This window comes from Stenotrophomonas sp. NPDC077420, assembly GCF_044543385.1.
GTDB lineage: Bacteria > Pseudomonadota > Gammaproteobacteria > Xanthomonadales > Xanthomonadaceae > Stenotrophomonas.
Map to the genome: position 1 here is coordinate 1 of NZ_JBITVZ010000021.1, position 18,585 is coordinate 18,585.

Below are 18,585 nucleotides of genomic sequence, written 5' to 3' on the forward strand. Positions count from 1 at the left end.
CTGGGATATCTATCACCCAACGAATATGCCAAACGATTGAAAGCCGCCGGCTGACCACGTGTTTCTTGGCGTCCGATCTCAAGGGGCAGGTTCAGGAGAACGAAAATGCTTGTACAGAGACGGGAGACTCAAGTCGCCTCTATGGGCAAGCTTCAGCGTAGGCAGCGTGGATGGGTAAAATTTGTCCATCGTTAGTGTCCTCCCCGCGTACCGGTCGCCCCACGCATGAGCCATTCGCGCCACTGTGAGTCGTTTACGGCATAATCCATACCTATCGGTCCAAGCAATCGGACGGCCAGGTGTGGCACCAAATGGAACGGTGGACAGAAGAGCAATTGCAGGCCTCGGTTGATGGATACCTTGACATGCGAGCCCAAATCGTCAACGGCATTAAAGTCAACAAGGCTCAGACCTTTCGAGACCTGGCCGAGAAGTACGGCAAGGATGAGGCAGCTTGGGCCCGGAGGTTCGGAAACGTCTCTCAGGTGATGGACGAGCTCGGATACCGCCTTATCCCAGGGGTGCGGCCACTGGCTAACGTTGGCGCCAATGTGTCCAAGGCGCTGGTTGGGATGATTCAGGCGCGCATCGGCTCTAGCGAGGCCGGGCTGGCGGATGCCAGCGTGCGCGCCGAGCTCGTTGAGCGCGAGCGCGAGCTAGAGGCAAACAACGAGTTCTCACCGAGTGGAGCCGACGATCAACGTTGGCGGGTGCTTCGGAGCGTTGTTCAGCGCCGTGGCCAGCCGGCTTTCCGCAAGGCGCTCATTGAGATCTATAGCGGACGCTGCGCCGTGACGGGCTGCGCCGTGGTTGATCTGCTCGAAGCCGCGCATATCTACCCATACCGAGATGGTGCTACCAACCATCCTAGCAACGGGCTCTTGCTCAGGGCGGACCTTCACACCCTCTTCGATCTTCGCCTCGTGTCGGTTGAGCCAGAGACAATGGTTGTGGTCGCGAGCCCTTCCTTGTATGCAACGGAATACGCGCCCTATTTCGGTACGGCGCTGGCCGAGAGATCCGCAGGCGCCGTGGACGTTTCCCTTGAGTCTTTGCGCTGGCACCGGCGACAATGCAACTGGTGACCCGGCCTCATGTCTCACACCACGGGTTGCTCCGATTTGACCCCGACGCGGGGAGCATCGTGAGTGCCACTTCCAACAGGTCAACGGCCTGTCGAATTGTGTCAACCCGCGATACGGGGCACGGGTTACCGGCGCGGGGCTCCATTGCCGTATACAATGCCCGTGCGCAGGGGCAGAAGATCTGAGCTCGCAGCATAACTGAATACTAACCATAACGCGAAGCGGCCGGTCTTCCTTCATTGCCTACATCACCTCTATCTCCAATGCAGGCAGCAGATTCGAACGCCCGACAGTCCTGTGCCTTGGACAGTACGCTTGCCCTCAGCTCCCAGCGATGCAGCGTTTTGACTGCAAGCGAGCTGGCTGAAGACATCATTGCAGCATGGGAGCGCACGCAGCATGCAGTGCGTACGGGCGGAAAGGATGCACTTAGGGCCATGCACGTCAGGGCAAAGCGGAACGACCAAGGTGTGCACCTTCCCGGCCTTATAAAAGACTACGCCGCACTTTCCAGTTATTTCCCAGAGCCGAGCAACATTGATCCGCGGCGGATTGATGTCGAGCTCGTGGAGGTCGGAGAATCTCGAACTCTTGAGGGCAGATTGTTCCGTCTACTGAGAGGATACTGGTCCATGCCATTCTCAAAGGGATACGGACGCCGTCTACGCTTTCTTGTCATGGACAGGTACCACAACGCTGTTATCGGTCTAATTGGACTTCAATCCCCAGCCGCTGACTTAAAGTGTAGGGATGAATATTTACGCGCGGGGGGATATGGGAAGCTCGCGACGATAAATCGAACTTTGGATGCATACACAATCGGCGCGTCGCCATCCTATTCGCAATTAGTTGGGGGGAAGCTCGTCGCCGGACTTGTTCATTCCGAAAAGATTAGACACGCGTACCTTCGAAAGTACTGCAGTCCAACGGAGCATCATGACAACCGAGACGCCGGCCTACTGGCGGTCACCACTACGAGTGCGTTTGGGCGCAGTTCGATCTATAATCGCTTGAAGCACCACGATAGAATTCTTGCTAAACCTTTGGGCTTTACAAAGGGCTTCGGCACTATTCACCTGGAAGAGTTATATCCACATATAGTTTCGCACCTAAAGGACTGCGGCCGCCATGTGCCCGCGGGCTTTGGTAACGGCCCGAAGGTGCGATGGCAAAATGTAGCGCATGCGCTGGATGAACTCGGTATATCTAGACGATACTTGAGCCATGGCGTCGAGCGGCAAGTATTTATCTTTGAGTTTGCCAAAAACCTGCAAGAGGTCAATGCCCATGGCGCGCAGCCGAACCTTTTAAGCTTTGACGATAAAAATTGGGCTGAGTTTTGGCTTGAACGATGGTGCCTTAGGCGGAGCGAGAGTCGTGTCGACACTCAAGAGTTTTCGGTAAAACAGCGCATGGAGACTGCACTGCGCCAGTTTTCCTCAGTACTTACCTCTCAATCCAAAGCTTAGGCTCAAAAATACTAGGACACCAGAAAGGATGGCGGCGATGTTGTTGCTGGATGACCAGTCTTGCCCCTTCCACATGGCAGAAGTGGCAGCGCCAGCGGCAGCAATCGACGCAGCAACTGGCAGGATCCAACCTACCCTTACGGGTATGTCGTGTCTCGAAAGCGTCAGCGGCTTTCTGTCGGCCGCGGCAATAGGAGCGACATTGTCGGCCTGAAAAGTCACGACGCGAATTGATAGATGACCCGGCACTGGTCGAAACGATGCATCGCAGGCTAGCTGCATGGACTTCACGTCGCGCCTTGAGTCAACACGTATGCGGCGAGACGTAATCATGCGCATGGCCGGGCACGACAGCTCCACCAAGACTTCACCAAGAGGGTTGACGAACTGGTCAAACTTTGGATTGCATTTGGTATGAATGTCCCACCCAAGCTTGGCCCCGCCCTCCACCACTAGTTCGCCCGATGCAGCCAGGCGGCCAAATTGACTAGATTGCGACCTCATCGCATACAGGAATGGAACGCGCGCCGACGGGTCAATAGAGAAGAGCGCATCTGCCGCACGCTCCCACCCTTCGACGGACTGATCCACTAAGACACTGCCTGGACAGGAAATTAGTAGCTGAACATAGTGCCCCCCAGCAGACGCGCCAGCTGCCAGAGATGCAGGAAGCTGCTTTGATACCTCCCTTACTGCCGTCCATACATAATTTCCTTCCGCCGCATAGCCATCAAGGCAAACGTCAAGGCTAAGGATTTCACCATCCGCGGAAGCAGAGCAGATGCGAGCGACACGAAGAGGTCGATATTGGGAACTTCCTCCAATCTCAGCACCAAGAACTAGCAACACATGCGCTTCGTTAAGTCCCGAATCCCTAGCCAAGTTCCAGACTTCGGAAGAGGTGTAGCGCTTCCTGTACCTAAGCAAAATCCGTGCACCTCGCGGTAGACCTATCATCTGTATCGCATCATCGACGAAGCGTCGATGGCCAAGTGTAGTTATACACAGAAGCACTTTGGCCTGATCGCGGACTACACGAGACCATGGCAAGCATTTGGTGAGGGACTGCATCATGGGATCCGCAATGAGCCTATGGAGGCAATCGAGTTGAGTGTCGAGCCCAGGTCCACGAAGTGCAGCTGATGTAGCTTACCCACTCCTTTGGAGTACGATTTTGCGTTGAAAGACGCCGGGCGGGCGGTCAGCACGGACACTTCACTCCTCGCAGCCGCTGCGAGTGCGACACCAACCGCCTGCAGTTTGCTTCCCATATGAGCAATTGAAATGTTTCGACCGGACAACGTGTCGATCCTAGAAATCAACAAGCGCACGGTGTCTGCATAGTCCAGGGTATCGCAGACCGCCATATCGTCAGGCCTTATTCCACCTTCCTCACCTGGCTCACCGTCCCTCCCTTGGAGCCTCCTAACCAGATCCTCTACGGCTCTGCGTGTATGCTCCTGTCGCCAAGTGTGCTGAGAAGCTGAAGTTGCGGGGCGCACCCAGAATAGGTTGTCCTCTGATCCCGTGATTGGACCAACGTTGAGATGCGCAAGACAGGCTTCAAGTCGATCGGTATACATGGAGGGAATTGCTATTACCGATGCCGGTAGATGATCATGGTGATGTCCAGTAAAGGAACCGTAAAGGGGGTCACTGCTAACACCAGACTCGCGCTGTATCGTGACCCGCGACTCTCCATCTATCTCCGCCGGGCAGTCATAAATCTCAGCCTCTGCGTAAGTCACTGTAAGAGCAATATGTCCCGCTGCCTTAACGAGGGCCGACATCGCGGCAACGATCATTGTGGAGGAAGCACCACTTATATCAAGCAGCACGCGAGTACTCTCCCGGGACAACTCACGCACTGCGTAGTCGATCGCATAGCTCACGTTATAGGGATCATCCGCGGAGAACTCTACGACTTCGTATCCAATTGAAGTTAAGACTGGCTCCAACTGACAGTATCTCGCAGAGTTGTCGTCCGCGTTCGTCCGGTATCTTCCAACTAGGATCTTCTGAATTCTTCCCACATCACCGCTGGCGATTAGTCCTGGCACAGCGAGCACGCGCTCTTCGAATCCTGCTGCGAGGATTAGAATATCGATTCCACAATCAAAATCCTCGAGTGCAGAAAGCGTCGGCAAGCCGTGAATGCACTCGTCAGCTTTTACGGTGCGAACGGTGAAGCTCTTTCTGTCACGATTCATATCGCCTCAGCCAAAAAGGTCTATTATTTTCGCGGGAGTGCGGTATCGGGCGATAACTGATTCCGCCCAACGTTCAGGCATGGTCAAAAACTCGACAAAATCTTCCACGCGAACAATCTTAAGGTGATTTTCGCGGATTAAGGAAGTGCCAAAGCTGGGAAGTAAGGAGCTTCGCACCTGCAACCTGACGATTCTCCTCCCGGCACCCTCTTTTCCTCTGCTTTCCAGGTTCTCGTGGAAAACGGCACGACGGACGAGTTCTTTATACAGTGAGTAGAGCTCGCCTGTAGCGTCAACACGGCGAAGTTCTGAACTAACCGAGGCCCCTTCCGGAAGAGTCCATTCTATTCGGTACTTCCTATTAGTTGGAGACTCCTCACCTGTCGACTTTGAGTCGAATTCGATCAGCAACCTAGCCGCCAAATCACCAAAGGCCGAGAGAATAGCACCCATCTCCTTTCCATATGGAGAGAAGCTCTGGACACGCGCCCTAAGTCCCTTAGAGACTCTCACAATTGCATTGTGCTGGACCTGATTGGATATCCTCGTCGTTGTCCCCGGAGCAATCCCTGAATCGGCGAACATATTGCTTACAATATGAAGAACGGTAGCAACGTCTCCGCTCCATGCATTGGACAGCACATCCAGTCCATTGTAATGAGTCTGTTTGCCTCTTCGATTGAATTTGATTGCCTCTGCAAGTTTTGGGTCAGTCTTGTAGGAGCTCTCTCCAATCAGAACGGCTGACGTGCCGGCGTACTTCGCGGCCTTCAATCTTCGATCCAGCATATCTGACACAAATTTCTTTCGGCCGGGAGGAAGCATTTCCAGGCAGTCAGTTCCTGCATCGATCTCAGTATACTCGCGCGTGCTGTCTACGCGCGTTCCGTGGAATGTGGATGGATCGAAGCCATAAGGCTCGCTCGACACCTTGAACATCAAGGATGGAACTCTTTGGAAGACGATCTCATTCAAGATTTCTTGAATTGGCCTTGAGATGCGATGTTCAGTGTAGTCATCCAAGAGAAAAGTGATCTTGTAGTGTTGTAGTGGCGGTAACTCTGCAACGATCTTCGAGCAGAGATCTCGGAGAAAAGTCGCGCCCGTACCCAAACCACCTCCCGGGCCTCCGCGCATCTCTTGGGCAAGCGAAAACCTCAGGCGCTCAATACTGTCAGCACATGACTGAAACATCTCCATGCCACTGACGTGTATTCGCCTCAGCTCGGAGCCTAGCGCATTCTCAAGAAACTCTCCTATGCGCCGCTTCGCCTGGTCATTTATTCCAAGGCATTTCGAGAAATCCTCAGCACTCGCGGCGCTGGCGAGGGATCTCATTAGCTCGCGCGCGGCGACCAAATTGAAGTAATCGATGATCCGCGGCACGTACGCTTCAACCCTATCTGGCTCGTGACTAATCCAGATGAGGTCATGACTTAGGTCACTGGAGCAGCCAATGTAGACCCCGAACATCTTAGCCTCAGTCAGTATCTTCGCGGATGAAGTCTTTGACGTGATATGTGTCTTCGTAGCCATGTGACGAAACACCATGGACTTTCCACAACCTCGCGGGCCAACGAGAACGCACGGATTCGGCCTTTGAACCAGCGATATCCACGGAAGATGACGAACAAATAGTTCGAGCAGTATGGCATCGTCTACGAGGTGCTCTGCGCTAATAGCCTCCATAGGATGGAAGACCGTTTCCGCTCGAGGCTCAATTGTGATAAGTGCTTCTGCGCGCTCTATTCTCCTTACGTAGTCACCACGATCAGGGAACTTTCTCGATGGCTCGTCAGCCAGGTCATGAATGAACTCCTTGAAGCTCTTTATAAAGAGCGGGTACTGAGATGCCAGCAGTCGGTTTGAGTGGAGGGCATTGTGAAGCTGGACAAGGCACCTGGCTGACAGGGACCAATCGTCGTCCTGCTTCGTGGTGGCCCGATCGATTTCCTTCATGCTTCCCAGGTCGATAATTCTCAACCTTACGACGGCTTTGGATGGATTAATGGACGCTATGGACTCATCCGGGCTTTCCAGCATTAGATTGCCAAGATTTAGGTCATCGTGCTTATAGCCCTTGTCCTCCATGACGAGCACGGCGGTCAGTAGGTCCTTGGCGACGGCAGCAACCAGCCCAGGAGTGATTTCATTTGGAGAATCCTCGATCATCTCCTGAAGTGTTACGCCATCAAGCCACTCGCTAACGAAGCACACCCACCTAGTGGAATCCCCGTGTCTTGGCTCACCCTCAAAGCGGGAGACACTGCCAAGCAGCTTTGGTAGAAGTATCAACTCGCCGAGACCACGGAGCTCGCGCGCGAACTCCAGCTCCGTAAGAGGAGTGGTTGACTCATAATCCTCTGGAATACATAGCTTCGCGGCGTACAAGTCTCCAGAGTGGATATCCTGGACCTTAAGGACAAAGCCCTTTCGACCTCGTCGCCCTTTCTTTAGAGGCTCGACGACGCCATCGCTATTTCGATCTAGAACAAGGTACTCACGAAAGGTCCCATCGCGCATCTCTACAGCAAGCATCTCGGGAATCACCGCCCCATTTGCAAGCCAGGCAGTAGTTTCTGGATCGAGTTCCGGACCATAGTTATACATGCATGCGCTCCATTTGTTGTTGCTATCCTCAGCGGGACTTAGATCCGCTGTTTTTGTGACCAAACGCAGATAGGCCGGAGTCCGTCTCGCTTAACACGATAGAACAACCCGAAGGCCTTACTCCTCAGCTTCACTAGCCTCCCCCAAAATCGTAGACTTCGTTGCGCCCCGATCCCTACGACTTGATCAGGAGCAAGTGTATTACTTAGTCCGGCGTGCACTCTGGGACTTTAGCGCATCTTTACCAGCTGGATGAAACTAACGTTGGCTTGGCAATATTGCACCCACTCCCGGTAGCCTTGAGTTAAGTGGCGACTGCCATCGCCTGGTGAGCCAGCTGCCCGAGGCTGTTGTCGGCAAAAAAAAGGCGACCTTTAGGTCGCCTTTTTTTGATTTGCATCAAACCCCAACCGGATTAGCCTTCTCAGGATCAATCTTGTACTGCTTGATAGCCCGGGCCACATCCTTCCCGGTCATCTTCCCGTCCTTGGCCAGTGCCGCAATCGCGGCATGCGCGATGTAGTACCGGTCCACTTCGAAGAAGCGACGCAGGTTCGCACGGGTATCCGAACGACCGAAGCCATCCGTACCCAGCACGGTGAACGTAGCCGGCACGAACGCGCGGATCTGGTCCGCATACGCACGCACATAGTCGGTCGCGGCAATCACCGGGCCCTGGCGATCTTCCAGCAGCTCGGTCACGTAGGCCTTGCGCTGGGTTTCTTCCGGGTGCAGGCGGTTCCAACGTTCGGCGTCGAAACCATCGCGGCGCAGTTCGTTGTAGCTGGGGCAGCTCCAGATATCGGCGGTAACGCCGAAGTCCTTCTCCAGCAGCGCGGCCGCTTCAATGGCTTCGCGCAGGATGGTGCCGGAGCCCATCAGCTGCACGCGCAGCTCGTTCTTCTTCGGCTTGCCGGCGTCGGTGAGCAGGTACATGCCCTTGACGATGCCTTCGGCCGCACCTTCCGGCATTTCCGGGTGGGTGTAGTTTTCGTTCATCAGGGTCAGGTAGTAGTACTCGTCTACCTGGTCTTCCATCATCCGCTTGGTGCCGTGCTGCAGGATGACCGTGACTTCGAAGCCGAAGGTGGGGTCGTAGCTGCGCACGTTCGGGATGCCACCGGCAGCCAGATGGCTGTGGCCATCTTCGTGCTGCAGGCCTTCACCATTCAGCGTGGTGCGGCCGGCGGTGCCGCCGAGCAGGAAGCCGCGGGTACGCATGTCGGCAGCCTGCCAGGCAATGTCGCCCACGCGCTGGAAGCCGAACATGCTGTAGTAGATGTAGAACGGCAGCATCGGCACGTTGGACACCGAGTAGCTGGTACCGGCGGCCATCCAGGAGCTGATGGCGCCCGGCTCGCTGATGCCCTGCTGCAGCACCTGGCCGCTCTGGTCTTCGCGGTAGAACATGAGCTGGTCGGCGTCGACCGGCTTGTACTTCTGGCCGAACGGCGCGTAGATGCCGATCTGGCGGAACAGGCCTTCCATGCCGAAGGTACGGGCTTCGTCGGCCACGATCGGCACGATGTGCGGGCCCAGTTCCTTGTCGCGCAGGGTGATGTTCAGGCTCTGCACGAAGGCCATGGTGGTGGAGTAGCTGCGCTCGCCGCTGCTCTTGAGCAGGCGCTCGTAGGCTTCCAGCTTCGGTGCGTTGAAGCTCTTGGTGGCCTTGCGGCGACGCTGCGGCAGGTAACCGCCCAGTGCGGCGCGGCGCTCCTGCAGGTACTGCACTTCCGGCGAGTCCGGGCCCGGGTGGTAGAACGGCACCTGGCCGTCCTTGAGCTGCTCGTCGGTCACCGGAATGTTGAAGCGGTCGCGGAAGTGGCGCACCGCTTCGTCGTCCAGCTTCTTGGTCTGGTGGGTCGGGTTGAGCGCTTCACCGGCGCTGCCCATGCCGTAGCCCTTGACCGTCTTGGCCAGGATCACGGTCGGCATGCCCTTGGTGTTCACCGCTTCGTGGTACGCGGCATACACCTTGTGCGGGTCGTGGCCGCCACGGTTCAGGCGCCAGATGTCGTCGTCGGAAAGACCGGCCACCATGGCGGCGGTTTCCGGGTACTTGCCGAAGAAATGCTCGCGCGTGTACGCGCCGCCGAAGGCCTTGCAGTTCTGGTATTCGCCGTCGACGGTTTCCATCATCAGCTTGCGCAGCACACCGTTGGTGTCCTTGGCCAGCAGGGCATCCCAGTAACCGCCCCACAGCAGCTTGATGACATTCCAGCCGCCGCCACGGAACACGCCTTCCAGTTCCTGGATGATCTTGCCGTTGCCGCGCACCGGGCCGTCCAGGCGCTGCAGGTTGCAGTTCACCACGAAGATCAGGTTGTCCAGGCCTTCACGGCCGGCCAGCGCGATGGCGCCGAGGGTTTCCGGCTCGTCGCTCTCGCCGTCGCCGATGAAGCACCACACCTTGCGGTCGGACTTCTCGATCAGGCCACGGTTTTCCAGGTAACGCAGGAACTGCGCCTGGTAGATGGCAGCCAGCGGGCCCAGGCCCATGGACACGGTGGGGGTCTGCCAGTAGTCCGGCATCAGCCACGGATGCGGGTAGCTGGACAGGCCGCCGCCGTCGACTTCCATGCGGAACTTGTCCAGCTGCTGCTCGTCGATGCGGCCTTCCAGGAAGGAACGCGCATAGATGCCCGGGGCGCTGTGGCCCTGGATGAAGAGCAGGTCGCCGGGGTGGCTGTCGCTGGGGGCGCGCCAGAAGTGGTTGAAGCCCACATCGTACAGGGTGGCACCGGAGGCGAAGCTGGCGATGTGGCCGCCCAGGTCGCCCGGCTTGCGGTTGGCGCGCACCACGGTGGCCATGGCGTTCCAGCGGATGATGGAACGAATGCGCCATTCCAGTTCGGCGTTGCCCGGGCTCTTGGCCTCCAGGTTCGGCGCGATGGTGTTCACGTACTCGGTGGTGGGAGAGAACGGCAGGTAAGCACCCGAACGACGGGTGAGTTCCACCATGCCTTCCAACAGCTGATGCGCGCGCTCAGGGCCCTCGACATCAATAACGGCCTTCAGCGACTCGATCCATTCCTGGGTTTCCACAGGATTCGGGTCGTTGTTCAGCACCTCGTTCAACCAGTTCATTAGCGCTCCCATGACCGCACGCACGCGCGCGACTGTTTTTGATTTCTAGCCGCAAAGTGTAGCGCACCAATGGGTTTGCTTACTTCGCTACGGGTGCGTATGGAAGGGGTGGCGTTGTGTCTTGAGGACATAGGGCGACAGTGGAGCGCGTTGTTTTGGGGGTTCCACGGGGGCTTCAGGTTGATGCGTGGGCGGCTTTTGGGGCGGCTGGGTTGGCTAGCGCTGTCATTGGGGGCGTGGAACCTGGGGAGTGTTCTACCTGGGGGACGAACCGTTGTGGTGGCGGCGGGCCGGTTCGAACGAGGCCAGGTCTGGCTGGGTGCGGTCCTTTCGGGGTCAACGACTGCTGAACGTGCGCGCAGTCACGCATGGCGTGACCCTACACCGGCAGTCTTTTTCGATATATCGTTATCGCACTTCATTCGATATATCGAAATGACTGCTCCGCGTGATCTGGATGGGCCTGCCCGTCCGCTTACCTCCCGCCCGCTCAGCCGGGGCGACCTGCGCCTGCTGGTGCTTTCGCTGCTGGCGGCGCAGCCGCGCCATGGCTATGAGCTGATCCAGTGCATCAGCGAGATGTTCGTGCGGGTGTATACGCCCAGTGCGGGCTCGATCTACCCGGTGCTGGGGCAGTTCGAGGCCGCGGGCTGGGTGACGGCGCTGGAAGAGGCCGGGCGCAAGCGTTATGAGCTCACGGCGTTGGGCCAGGCCGAGCTGGCGGCGCAGCGCGAAGAGGTGGACGCGGCGATGCAGCGAGTGCGGTACAGCGCGCGCATGATCGCCAAGGCCAACCTGCCGCCGGTGGTGCGCGATGCGATGCGTGAGCTGAAACAGGCGCTGGCCCTGCACCACGCGCGTTGGCAGGACGACAACGCGGCGGCGGTAGCGCAGGCGCTGGGCGAGGCCGCTGCGCGGATCCGCGCGTTCGGGCGCTGATCTTCCCCTATTCCTTTCGACCCCGCCCGCTTCGCGCCAGCCAGGTCTTTCCCCCATACGCCGCTGCGGCGGCTTTGAAACAGGTACATCGCCATGGCTTTGCATGAAAACAAACTGGTGCGCCACACCGTGAAGTTCCGCCCGCTGGAGGTGCTGCGCACCGAGGAGATCAGCCCGTGCATGCGCCGGGTGATCGTGGGCGGTGAGGCGCTGGAAGGCTTTGAGTCGCCTTCGCCGGATGACCACGTGAAGCTGTTCTTCCCGAACGAGGAAGGCCAGTTCGTGGTGCCGACGATGACGCCGGAGGGTCCGCGGTATCCGGAGGGACAGCAGCCCTCCCCCGCGCGCGATTACACGCCGCGCTGGTGGGATCTGGAGAGCAATGAGCTGGCTATCGACTTCGTGATGCACGGGGACGGGGTGGCGTCGCGCTGGGCGGCAAATGCGCAGCCGGGCCATGCGATTGCGGTGGGTGGGCCGCGTGGGTCGCACATTACGGCCGATGATTTCGATACGTATGTGCTGTTTGGCGATGAGACCGCGCTGCCGGCGATCGGGCGCTGGTTGGAGACGCTGCCGGCGCAGGCGCGGGCGGAGGTGTATATCGAGATTCCGGAGGCTGAGGATCGGCAGGCGCTGCCTAAGGATGAGCGGATCCGGGTGTCGTGGTTGGAGCGGAATGGGTTTGATGCGGCTACCAGCACGCTGCTGGAGGATGTGCTGACCGATTTCGAGGAGCCGGAGGGCGATACGTTCTACTGGATTGCCGCCGAGTCGCGCCGGGCACGGATGATGCGGAAGTACATCGAGGGACACCTGGGCGTGCCGAAGGAGTGGATCCGGTCGAAGGGGTATTGGAAGGCGCATGCGGGGCATGAGGGGGATTGAGGCGCGCGCCGTTGGCGCCCGCACGACCAACGGTCGTGCGCTACCGCGGTGGGCGGGTTCCCCCGGCCATGGGTGGACCGTTACCGCGAATGCGTGGGCCGGTCCCCCGAACATGGGGGGCCGTTAACGCGAACGCGTGGGCCGGTTCCGCCGAACATGGGTGGCCGCTACCGCGAATGCGTGGGCCGGTTCCGCCGAACATGGGTGGCCGCTACCGCGACCGTGGTGGCCGGTAGCGCCGGCCGTTGGCCGGCCGTGGGAGACCCGACGGAGGGCAGCCCCGCCCGCGCCGCTGTGGTTTCGGTGTTTGGGACGATGGGACCGGCCAACGGCCGGCGCTACCGGGTGGGGGCCGGCCCCGGTGGGTTCCGGCGCTGGGTGGGCAGGCGTTACCCGTACGCTGCAAACATGCGGTTGCCCGCACACCCGGTAGGTCACGACCGTTGGTCGTGACCCGCCCCGTGCGACAATCGCGTTTTGCCCGGCCCACTTTCGATGCAAGCAGCTTCTCTTCCGGCCCTGGCCGACCTGATCGCGCGCCTGGAGCGCGCTGATGCCGCGCTGGATGCCACGCTGGCTACGGCCGCGCCGCAGGCGACGGTGCCGATGCGCGAGGCGGTGCTGCCGCTGGCACGGGCGCAGCTGGCGCTGCTGCAGGCCAATGCGGATATCACGCTGGTGGCCGATGAGCTGCGCCGGTACCAGAAGTACGCGCTGCCGGGGAAGCCGAGCCTGCAGATCGTGCAGCTGCGCAAGCAGCAGGGCGCGGTGAAGCAGACGGCGTTGATTGCGCGGCAGAATTTCGCGCAGGCCACGCATGCGTTCCTGCGGGAAAGCGGGTTGGCCGCGCCGGCGCGGCGGTTGCCTACGGATTTTGCGAGTGGGTGGTTGGCGAGGATTGCGGTGGGTTGAGTTGGTTTTCGTTTTGCATGAAAAAACCCGCCGATGGTTGGCGGGTTTTTTTGTTGTTGCGGGCTTCGGTGGGGTGCCGACTGACAGTCGGCACTACCCCGTCCGTAGCCGTACGCCGTAGCCGTTTGCATCAGCCGGGTGCATCAGCCGCGTGCATCAGCCGCATACGCCGGCTGAGTACCCGCCGCTCAGGCGGCCGGCTTTTCGCCGGTGGCTTCGGTGGTGATGCGGATGTTGACTTCGTCGCTGACGTTCGGGGCGTAGGCGCCCACGCCGAAGTCGCTGCGCTTGAGGGTGGTGGTGGCGTCGAAACCAGCCGCCGGCACCTTGGCCATCGGGTGCTCGCCACCGCCGTTGACGGTCACGTCCAGGGTCACCGGCTTGGTGATGTCCTTGATGGTCAGGTCGCCGGTGACCTTCAGCTTGTTGGTGCCGGCCGCTTCCACCTTGGTGCTCTTGAAGGTGGCAGCCGGGAACTTGGCGGCGTCGAAGAAGTCGGCGCTCTTCAGGTGTTCGTCGAACTTGGCGGTGAAGCTGTTCAGGCCGGTCAGCGGCAGCTTCACTTCCACGGTGCTCTTGGTCACGTCGGCGGCGTCATACACCAGGGTGCCTTCGGCCGAGCCGAAGTGCGCGGTCGGGTGCGAGAAGCCGAAGTGGCTCCACTGGGCCAGCACGTCGGTGTGGCTCGGGTCGAGCTTGTAGGTGCCCGAGGCGATCTGGATGGCGTCGGCAGCCGGGGCAGCGGCCGGCGCAGCAGCCGGTTCGGCCGGGGCGGTGGCGGCAGCGGCCGGGGTGGCGTCGGCAGCCGGGGCGGCGGTGTCTTCAACCGGCTTGGAGCAGGCGGCGATGGCCAGGGTCAGGGCCAACGGCAGCAGCAGTTTGCGGGTCACGGTCATGGCAGGTCTCTCTCTCTCGAATGGGAAGGGAACACAGGAAGGGGTGCAACAGCCCGTCCGCAGGGACGGGCCAAGGATACCGGCCAGGCGGGTGCTCACCCTTCAGGCCGTCACTGCGCGACGTCGAGAACGGCGCCAGGCCGCTCTCTCCGGCGGAAACGCTTAGACGATGCGGGCCGCTTCGTCGAAGGACAGGCGAGGCAGGCGCGGGAACAGGCCCGACGAATCACCGTACCCCAGATTGACCAGGAAATTCGACTTGATGGGGGTGCCCTTGAAGAAGGCGTCGTCCACCTTGGCCGGGTCGAAGCCGCTCATCGGGCCGGCATCCAGGCCCAGCGCGCGCGCGGCCAGGATCAGGTAGGCGCCCTGCAGGCTGCCGTTGCGGAACGCCGATTCGTGGCGGCCTTCGCGCGGGCCGTCGAACCAAGCCTTGGCGTCGGTGTGCGGGAACAGGTACGGCAGCTTTTCGTGGAAGTCTTCGTCGAAGCCGATGATCACGGTGACCGGCGCGGCCAGGGTCTTGTCGTGGTTGCCTTCGGACAGGGCGGGGGCCAGCTTGGCCTTGGCTTCGGCGGACTTCACGAACACGAAGCGCGCCGGGCTGCCGTTGGCGGCGGTGGGGCCCCACTTCAGCAGGTCGTACAGCGCCTTGAGCTGGTCGTCTTCCACCGGCTTGTCGAGGAAGGCGTTCTGGGTACGGGCGGTACGGAACAACTGGTCGAGCGCAGCATCGTTGAGCACGTTGGACATGAAGCCTCCGGTAGAAAGGGAATCCTGTTCACCGTGCGCTACCTTAAAGGGCAGCGGCAGCCGGCGAAGGCTCGCAGTGTAGAGTGTCGCGACTGTTGCAACACCCAGCCTTATTGAAACGAATTAATGCCACACGTGAAACGATGGAGTCCGCCCTGGACGATCACTGACGGCCGCGCCGGCAATGTCCGGCAGGCGGTGGCGCTGGCCACGGCACTGAAGCTGGGGGTGCATCGGCCGCTGGTGCTGGTGCCGCGCGCGCCGTGGAAGTGGGTGGCGCCGCGCTGGCTGCCGGGCATGGCCGGGGGCTATGGCGAGGCATTCGCGTCATTGACTGCGCAGCCGCCGGAGCTGGCGGTGGGCTGTGGCCGCCAGGCCGCCGGGGCGCTGCGCGAACTGCGCCGGCGCGGCAGCACGGTGGTGCAGATCCTGGACCCGCGGCTGGGCACGCGCCATTGGGACCTGCTGGTGGTGCCCGAACACGACCGCCTGCGCGGCAGCAACGTGCTCACCCTGCTGGGCAGCCTGAACCCGGTGGACGATGACTGGCTTACGGTGGGCCGTGCGGCATTTGCCGGTTTCGGCGAGCTGCCGGGGCCGCGCACGGCGCTGCTGGTGGGCGGGCCGACCCCGCACGCGCCGTGGCATGAGCCGGACATGGTGAAGGTGTTCCAGCAGCTGGCCGAGCAGCTGCGCGCGGAGGGCGGCAGCCTGCTGGCCACCACGTCGCGGCGCACGCCGCCGGCACTGGTGGGCGTGCTGCGCAGTGCCTTCGCCGATGTGCCGCATGTGATCTGGGGCGATGGCGGCGACGGGGTGAATCCGTACGCGGGGCTGCTGGGATGGGCTGATCGGGTGGTGGTGTCTCCCGATTCGGTGAACCTGCTTTCCGAAGCCTGCGGCACACGCTTGCCGGTGGCGGTAGCGCTGGAACAGCAGGCGCAGGGGCGCATGGTGCAGTTCCAGCAGGCGCTGCGCGCACGTGGGCGCCTGCAGGAGCGCTGGCTGGACTGGAGCTACCCGGGCCCGATTGAACCGCTGCGCGAAACCGGGCGGATTGCCGGGCAGGTGCGCGAGGCGTTGGGTATCCCTGCCTGACGGCGGTGGGTGCGTGGCTGCTGACGCGGCGACGATGCGGTAGATTCGAGATTCACCAGGGAAGGAGGATGTGCATGCGTAGTGCAGCGTTGGGCGTGATGGTCATGGTGATGGCTGGGTGTTCCAGCATGCCGACCGGGCAGGACGCGGTGTCGTGGAGCTGCCACAAGGAGCTCACCGCGTATCGCAACCAGCCGCCGCGGACGGACGCGCAGAAGAAGGAGCGCTGGCCGGAGGATCCGCCGGTGCCGGTGAGCGAGCCCTGTGCGCGGGAGTTGAGCCGGTGAATGGGGTGATTATGCGAGGGGGTTGGGTCTGCGATGACACCCATGGGGTGTCACTACGCCTCACCCCTACCGTTGGTCGGCACACTGCCTGATACGGCTATGATGCCGGCGCGGCCCCGTACCGCCGGAGAGTGAACTGCAATGGACCTGCCCTGCCCCGCACCGCCCATCAAGCGCATCGCGCTGCCTGCACTGCTGTGCGCCGTGCTGTGGCTGGCCGCGCCATTGGCGCAGGCGCAATCGCAACAACCCGAGTGCCTGCAGCGTCATCCGACCCCGGCCGCGCTGGCATCGATGTTCGATGTGGCGCAGCGCGCCGATGAAGCGCTGGAAGCGCTCGACGACGTCGATGTGGTCATCATCGCTCGCGGCGGCCAGGACCTGAGCCGGTACGGCCTGCGCCACAGCCACCTGGCCTTCGCGGTGCGCGAGGACGATGGCAACTGGCGCACGGTGCATCTGCTCAACCACTGCAAGTCATCCGAATCCACGCTGTACCGCGAGGGGCTGAGCAACTTCATCGGCGAAACCGGCACGCATACCGACCTGCGCGTCGGCGTGCCGACGCCGGCCGTGCGCGCGGCATTGAAAGCGATGCTGACGCCGCCTGCGATCCAGGCCAAGGCGCTGCACGAACCGCGCTACAGCGTGGTGGCCTACCCCTTCAGCGATGCGTACCAGAACTCCAACCAGTGGGTGCTGGAGGTGCTGGCGGCGGCGATCGCGCAATCCCGCGATGGCACGTTGCTGGTGCGACGCGCGCAGGTGCAGACGTGGTTGAAGGAGCAGATGTACCAGCCCAGTTCGTTGCATATCGGGGTGGGCAAGCGGCTGGGGGCGCGGTTCTTCTCGGCCAATGCGGCCACTACCGACCACCCGGCCAGCGAGCGCGTTTCCGGGAATTATTCGGTGGTAACGGTGGAATCGGTGTTTGATTTCCTGCAGGCGCGCAAGGTGCTGGCGCAGGAGCTGGGTGTGGCGCATGTGCCGGTGGCGGGAATGGCGGCGCCCAAGCCGTGACGATTTTTCGCGATGCCGGCATGCTGCCGGTACCGCCTTTGCAGAAGGAGTTGGCATGAAGCGTTATTCGATCCTGGCCGTGGCCCTGAGCGTGGCCATTGCCGCACCGCAGGCCGGTGCGCAGCACTTCACCCCCAGCCAGCAGTCGGTGAGCTACGCGGCGCTGAGCGCTTACGTGAGCATCGCGGTGGTTACCGCGCCGATCTGGCTGACGGCGGCGGGCTTCAAGGGGTCGGCGAAGGGGTCGGAGCGGCGCAGCGCGGCCAAGGGCAAGGGGCCTGGCGCCGCGGGCACGAAGGCCGGTCCGTTGCCGCCGCTCACCGTGGAGACGGTGGAGCGGCAGGCTGATGGTGCCTACCAGGTGGCGTTGAAGAACCCGGAGGCGCCTGACGACCTGGCCGTGGTGCAGTGGCCGGCGCGCGACGACAACCCGGCGCAGGTGCTGAAAACTGGCGATGTGCTGGCCTTCACGCCCACCGAAGCCGGTGCCGGGTGGATGGTGGCCGATGCGCAGGGCACGGCGCTGGCGTTTTTGCCCACGACCGATGCAGCGGCGGGTAATTCCAGCGAGCGGTGGTAGGAGAGCAGCCGGGCAGAGCCCGGCTCTACAAGGGTTCATTGCGTCGGGTTGGTCCGTGAGAGGGTTCGTTGCGTCGGGCCGATTTGTGAGATGAATCATTGGGTCGGCCTGATCCATCATGTGAATGGCGCGGGGTGGCTGCGGGGGCGCGGAGCGGGGATAATCCGCCGCTTCCCTGCCCTGCCCCTGGTACGCCATGACCGCGCGCCCCGACATCGTGTTCGCTCCCTTGACCCCGCGCTCGCTGCTGCTGGCGGTGCTGGCCATGGGCGCGGTGGTGCTGGGCTCGAACGTGCTGGTGCAGTACCCGATCAACGATTGGCTGACCTGGGGCGCCTTCAGCTACCCGGTGGCGTTCCTGGTGAGCAACCTGATCAACCGCCGGTTTGGTCCGGCGGCGGCGCGCAGGGTGGCGTGGGCGGGGTTCGCGCTGGCGGTGGTGCTGTCGATCTGGATCGCGACGCCGCGCATTGCGGTGGCCTCGTGCCTGGCGTTCATTGCCGCGCAGCTGCTGGACATCACCGTGTTTGATCGGTTGCGGCGCGGGCACTGGTGGCGCGCGCCGATGGTGGCGACGACCTGCAGTGCGACATTGGATACGACGATCTTCTGGAGCATCGCGTTCGCTGGCTCCAGCCTGCCGTGGGTGAGCTGGGCAGCGGGCGACCTGGCGGTGAAGCTGGCGATCGGCATGTTCCTGCTGGCCCCGTTCCGGGCGTTGCTGTGGAAGATGGCGCCGCGCACGGCGTGA

General features: G+C 61.4%; 16 protein-coding genes. 10 read left to right on the forward strand and 6 right to left on the reverse strand.

The features are described from left to right. The first annotated feature begins 365 nt into the window (after positions 1–365). Positions 366–1,085, forward strand: a complete 720-nt coding sequence (locus ACIGII_RS17000; protein WP_399640102.1) for an HNH endonuclease — start codon at positions 366–368, stop codon at positions 1,083–1,085. A 263-nt stretch (positions 1,086–1,348) separates the two neighbouring features. Beyond that, on the forward strand, positions 1,349–2,554 hold the full coding sequence (locus tag ACIGII_RS17005; protein ID WP_399640105.1) for a Druantia anti-phage system protein DruA: 1,206 nt from the start codon (positions 1,349–1,351) through the stop codon (positions 2,552–2,554). On the opposite strand, the gene ACIGII_RS17010 is transcribed toward ACIGII_RS17005, so the two are convergent. The 4 genes from ACIGII_RS17010 to aceE form a co-directional block, all read right to left on the reverse strand. Next, positions 2,525–3,145: a hypothetical protein gene (locus tag ACIGII_RS17010; RefSeq protein ID WP_399640107.1), complete on the reverse strand. Its 621-nt coding sequence runs from the start codon at positions 3,143–3,145 to the stop codon at positions 2,525–2,527. The genes ACIGII_RS17005 and ACIGII_RS17010 overlap by 30 nt on opposite strands. 479 nt (positions 3,146–3,624) lie before the next feature. Further along, a complete protein-coding gene (locus ACIGII_RS17015; protein WP_399657588.1) occupies positions 3,625–4,764 on the reverse strand; it encodes a hypothetical protein in 1,140 nt (379 codons plus the stop codon). A 6-nt stretch (positions 4,765–4,770) separates the two neighbouring features. Beyond that, the gene (locus ACIGII_RS17020) at positions 4,771–7,374 is read right to left on the reverse strand and encodes a hypothetical protein (protein ID WP_399640113.1); all 2,604 of its coding nucleotides are present in this window, start codon (positions 7,372–7,374) and stop codon (positions 4,771–4,773) included. A 399-nt stretch (positions 7,375–7,773) separates the two neighbouring features. Beyond that, positions 7,774–10,461, reverse strand: coding sequence for a pyruvate dehydrogenase (acetyl-transferring), homodimeric type (aceE, locus tag ACIGII_RS17025; protein ID WP_399657591.1), 2,688 nt, complete (start codon positions 10,459–10,461; stop codon positions 7,774–7,776). A 435-nt stretch (positions 10,462–10,896) separates the two neighbouring features. Here aceE and ACIGII_RS17030 point away from each other — a divergent pair, with 435 nt between their 5' ends. The 3 genes from ACIGII_RS17030 (at position 10,897) to ACIGII_RS17040 (ending at position 13,200) form a co-directional block, all read left to right on the forward strand. Then, positions 10,897–11,400, forward strand: coding sequence for a PadR family transcriptional regulator (locus ACIGII_RS17030; protein ID WP_399640118.1), 504 nt, complete (start codon positions 10,897–10,899; stop codon positions 11,398–11,400). A 93-nt stretch (positions 11,401–11,493) separates the two neighbouring features. Beyond that, complete coding sequence (locus ACIGII_RS17035) at positions 11,494–12,288, forward strand: siderophore-interacting protein (RefSeq protein ID WP_399640121.1); 795 nt, start codon at positions 11,494–11,496, stop codon at positions 12,286–12,288. A 495-nt stretch (positions 12,289–12,783) separates the two neighbouring features. Beyond that, positions 12,784–13,200, forward strand: coding sequence for a hypothetical protein (locus ACIGII_RS17040; protein WP_399640124.1), 417 nt, complete (start codon positions 12,784–12,786; stop codon positions 13,198–13,200). A gap of 188 nt (positions 13,201–13,388) precedes the next feature. Here ACIGII_RS17040 and ACIGII_RS17045 read toward each other — a convergent pair whose 3' ends face one another. Then, positions 13,389–14,096, reverse strand: coding sequence for a YceI family protein (locus ACIGII_RS17045; RefSeq protein ID WP_399640126.1), 708 nt, complete (start codon positions 14,094–14,096; stop codon positions 13,389–13,391). A gap of 162 nt (positions 14,097–14,258) precedes the next feature. Further along, on the reverse strand, positions 14,259–14,849 hold the full coding sequence (locus ACIGII_RS17050; protein WP_399640128.1) for a malonic semialdehyde reductase: 591 nt from the start codon (positions 14,847–14,849) through the stop codon (positions 14,259–14,261). Between the two features lie 126 nt (positions 14,850–14,975). Here ACIGII_RS17050 and ACIGII_RS17055 point away from each other — a divergent pair, with 126 nt between their 5' ends. From ACIGII_RS17055 to ACIGII_RS17075, 5 genes are all read left to right on the forward strand, one after another. Then, on the forward strand, positions 14,976–15,947 hold the full coding sequence (locus ACIGII_RS17055) for a mitochondrial fission ELM1 family protein (protein WP_399640129.1): 972 nt from the start codon (positions 14,976–14,978) through the stop codon (positions 15,945–15,947). Positions 15,948–16,021: 74 nt separating this feature from the next. Next, positions 16,022–16,234, forward strand: a complete 213-nt coding sequence (locus tag ACIGII_RS17060; protein WP_399640133.1) for a hypothetical protein — start codon at positions 16,022–16,024, stop codon at positions 16,232–16,234. A gap of 141 nt (positions 16,235–16,375) precedes the next feature. After that, a complete protein-coding gene (locus ACIGII_RS17065; RefSeq protein WP_399640135.1) occupies positions 16,376–17,254 on the forward strand; it encodes a DUF2145 domain-containing protein in 879 nt (292 codons plus the stop codon). A gap of 55 nt (positions 17,255–17,309) precedes the next feature. Then, positions 17,310–17,834 carry a hypothetical protein gene (locus tag ACIGII_RS17070; RefSeq protein WP_399640138.1) on the forward strand — a complete coding sequence of 175 codons (525 nt, stop codon included), beginning with the start codon at positions 17,310–17,312 and terminating at the stop codon, positions 17,832–17,834. A gap of 196 nt (positions 17,835–18,030) precedes the next feature. Further along, the gene (locus ACIGII_RS17075) at positions 18,031–18,585 is read left to right on the forward strand and encodes a queuosine precursor transporter (protein ID WP_399640141.1); all 555 of its coding nucleotides are present in this window, start codon (positions 18,031–18,033) and stop codon (positions 18,583–18,585) included.

Bases quoted from the DNA above. Each gene is read 5' to 3' on its own strand.
- ACIGII_RS17015 (WP_399657588.1), bottom strand. From the start codon at position 4,764: ATGAATCGTGACAGAAAGAGCTTCACCGTTCGCACCGTAAAAGCTGAC.
- ACIGII_RS17060 (WP_399640133.1), top strand. From the start codon at position 16,022: ATGCGTAGTGCAGCGTTGGGCGTGATGGTCATGGTGATGGCTGGGTGT.
- ACIGII_RS17040 (WP_399640124.1), top strand. From the start codon at position 12,784: ATGCAAGCAGCTTCTCTTCCGGCCCTGGCCGACCTGATCGCGCGCCTG.
- ACIGII_RS17020 (WP_399640113.1), bottom strand. From the start codon at position 7,374: ATGTATAACTATGGTCCGGAACTCGATCCAGAAACTACTGCCTGGCTT.
- ACIGII_RS17030 (WP_399640118.1), top strand. From the start codon at position 10,897: ATGACTGCTCCGCGTGATCTGGATGGGCCTGCCCGTCCGCTTACCTCC.
- ACIGII_RS17065 (WP_399640135.1), top strand. From the start codon at position 16,376: ATGGACCTGCCCTGCCCCGCACCGCCCATCAAGCGCATCGCGCTGCCT.
- ACIGII_RS17055 (WP_399640129.1), top strand. From the start codon at position 14,976: ATGCCACACGTGAAACGATGGAGTCCGCCCTGGACGATCACTGACGGC.
- ACIGII_RS17000 (WP_399640102.1), top strand. From the start codon at position 366: ATGCGAGCCCAAATCGTCAACGGCATTAAAGTCAACAAGGCTCAGACC.
- ACIGII_RS17070 (WP_399640138.1), top strand. From the start codon at position 17,310: ATGAAGCGTTATTCGATCCTGGCCGTGGCCCTGAGCGTGGCCATTGCC.
- ACIGII_RS17005 (WP_399640105.1), top strand. From the start codon at position 1,349: ATGCAGGCAGCAGATTCGAACGCCCGACAGTCCTGTGCCTTGGACAGT.
- ACIGII_RS17035 (WP_399640121.1), top strand. From the start codon at position 11,494: ATGGCTTTGCATGAAAACAAACTGGTGCGCCACACCGTGAAGTTCCGC.
- ACIGII_RS17045 (WP_399640126.1), bottom strand. From the start codon at position 14,096: ATGACCGTGACCCGCAAACTGCTGCTGCCGTTGGCCCTGACCCTGGCC.
- ACIGII_RS17050 (WP_399640128.1), bottom strand. From the start codon at position 14,849: ATGTCCAACGTGCTCAACGATGCTGCGCTCGACCAGTTGTTCCGTACC.
- ACIGII_RS17075 (WP_399640141.1), top strand. From the start codon at position 18,031: ATGACCGCGCGCCCCGACATCGTGTTCGCTCCCTTGACCCCGCGCTCG.
- aceE (WP_399657591.1), bottom strand. From the start codon at position 10,461: ATGAACTGGTTGAACGAGGTGCTGAACAACGACCCGAATCCTGTGGAA.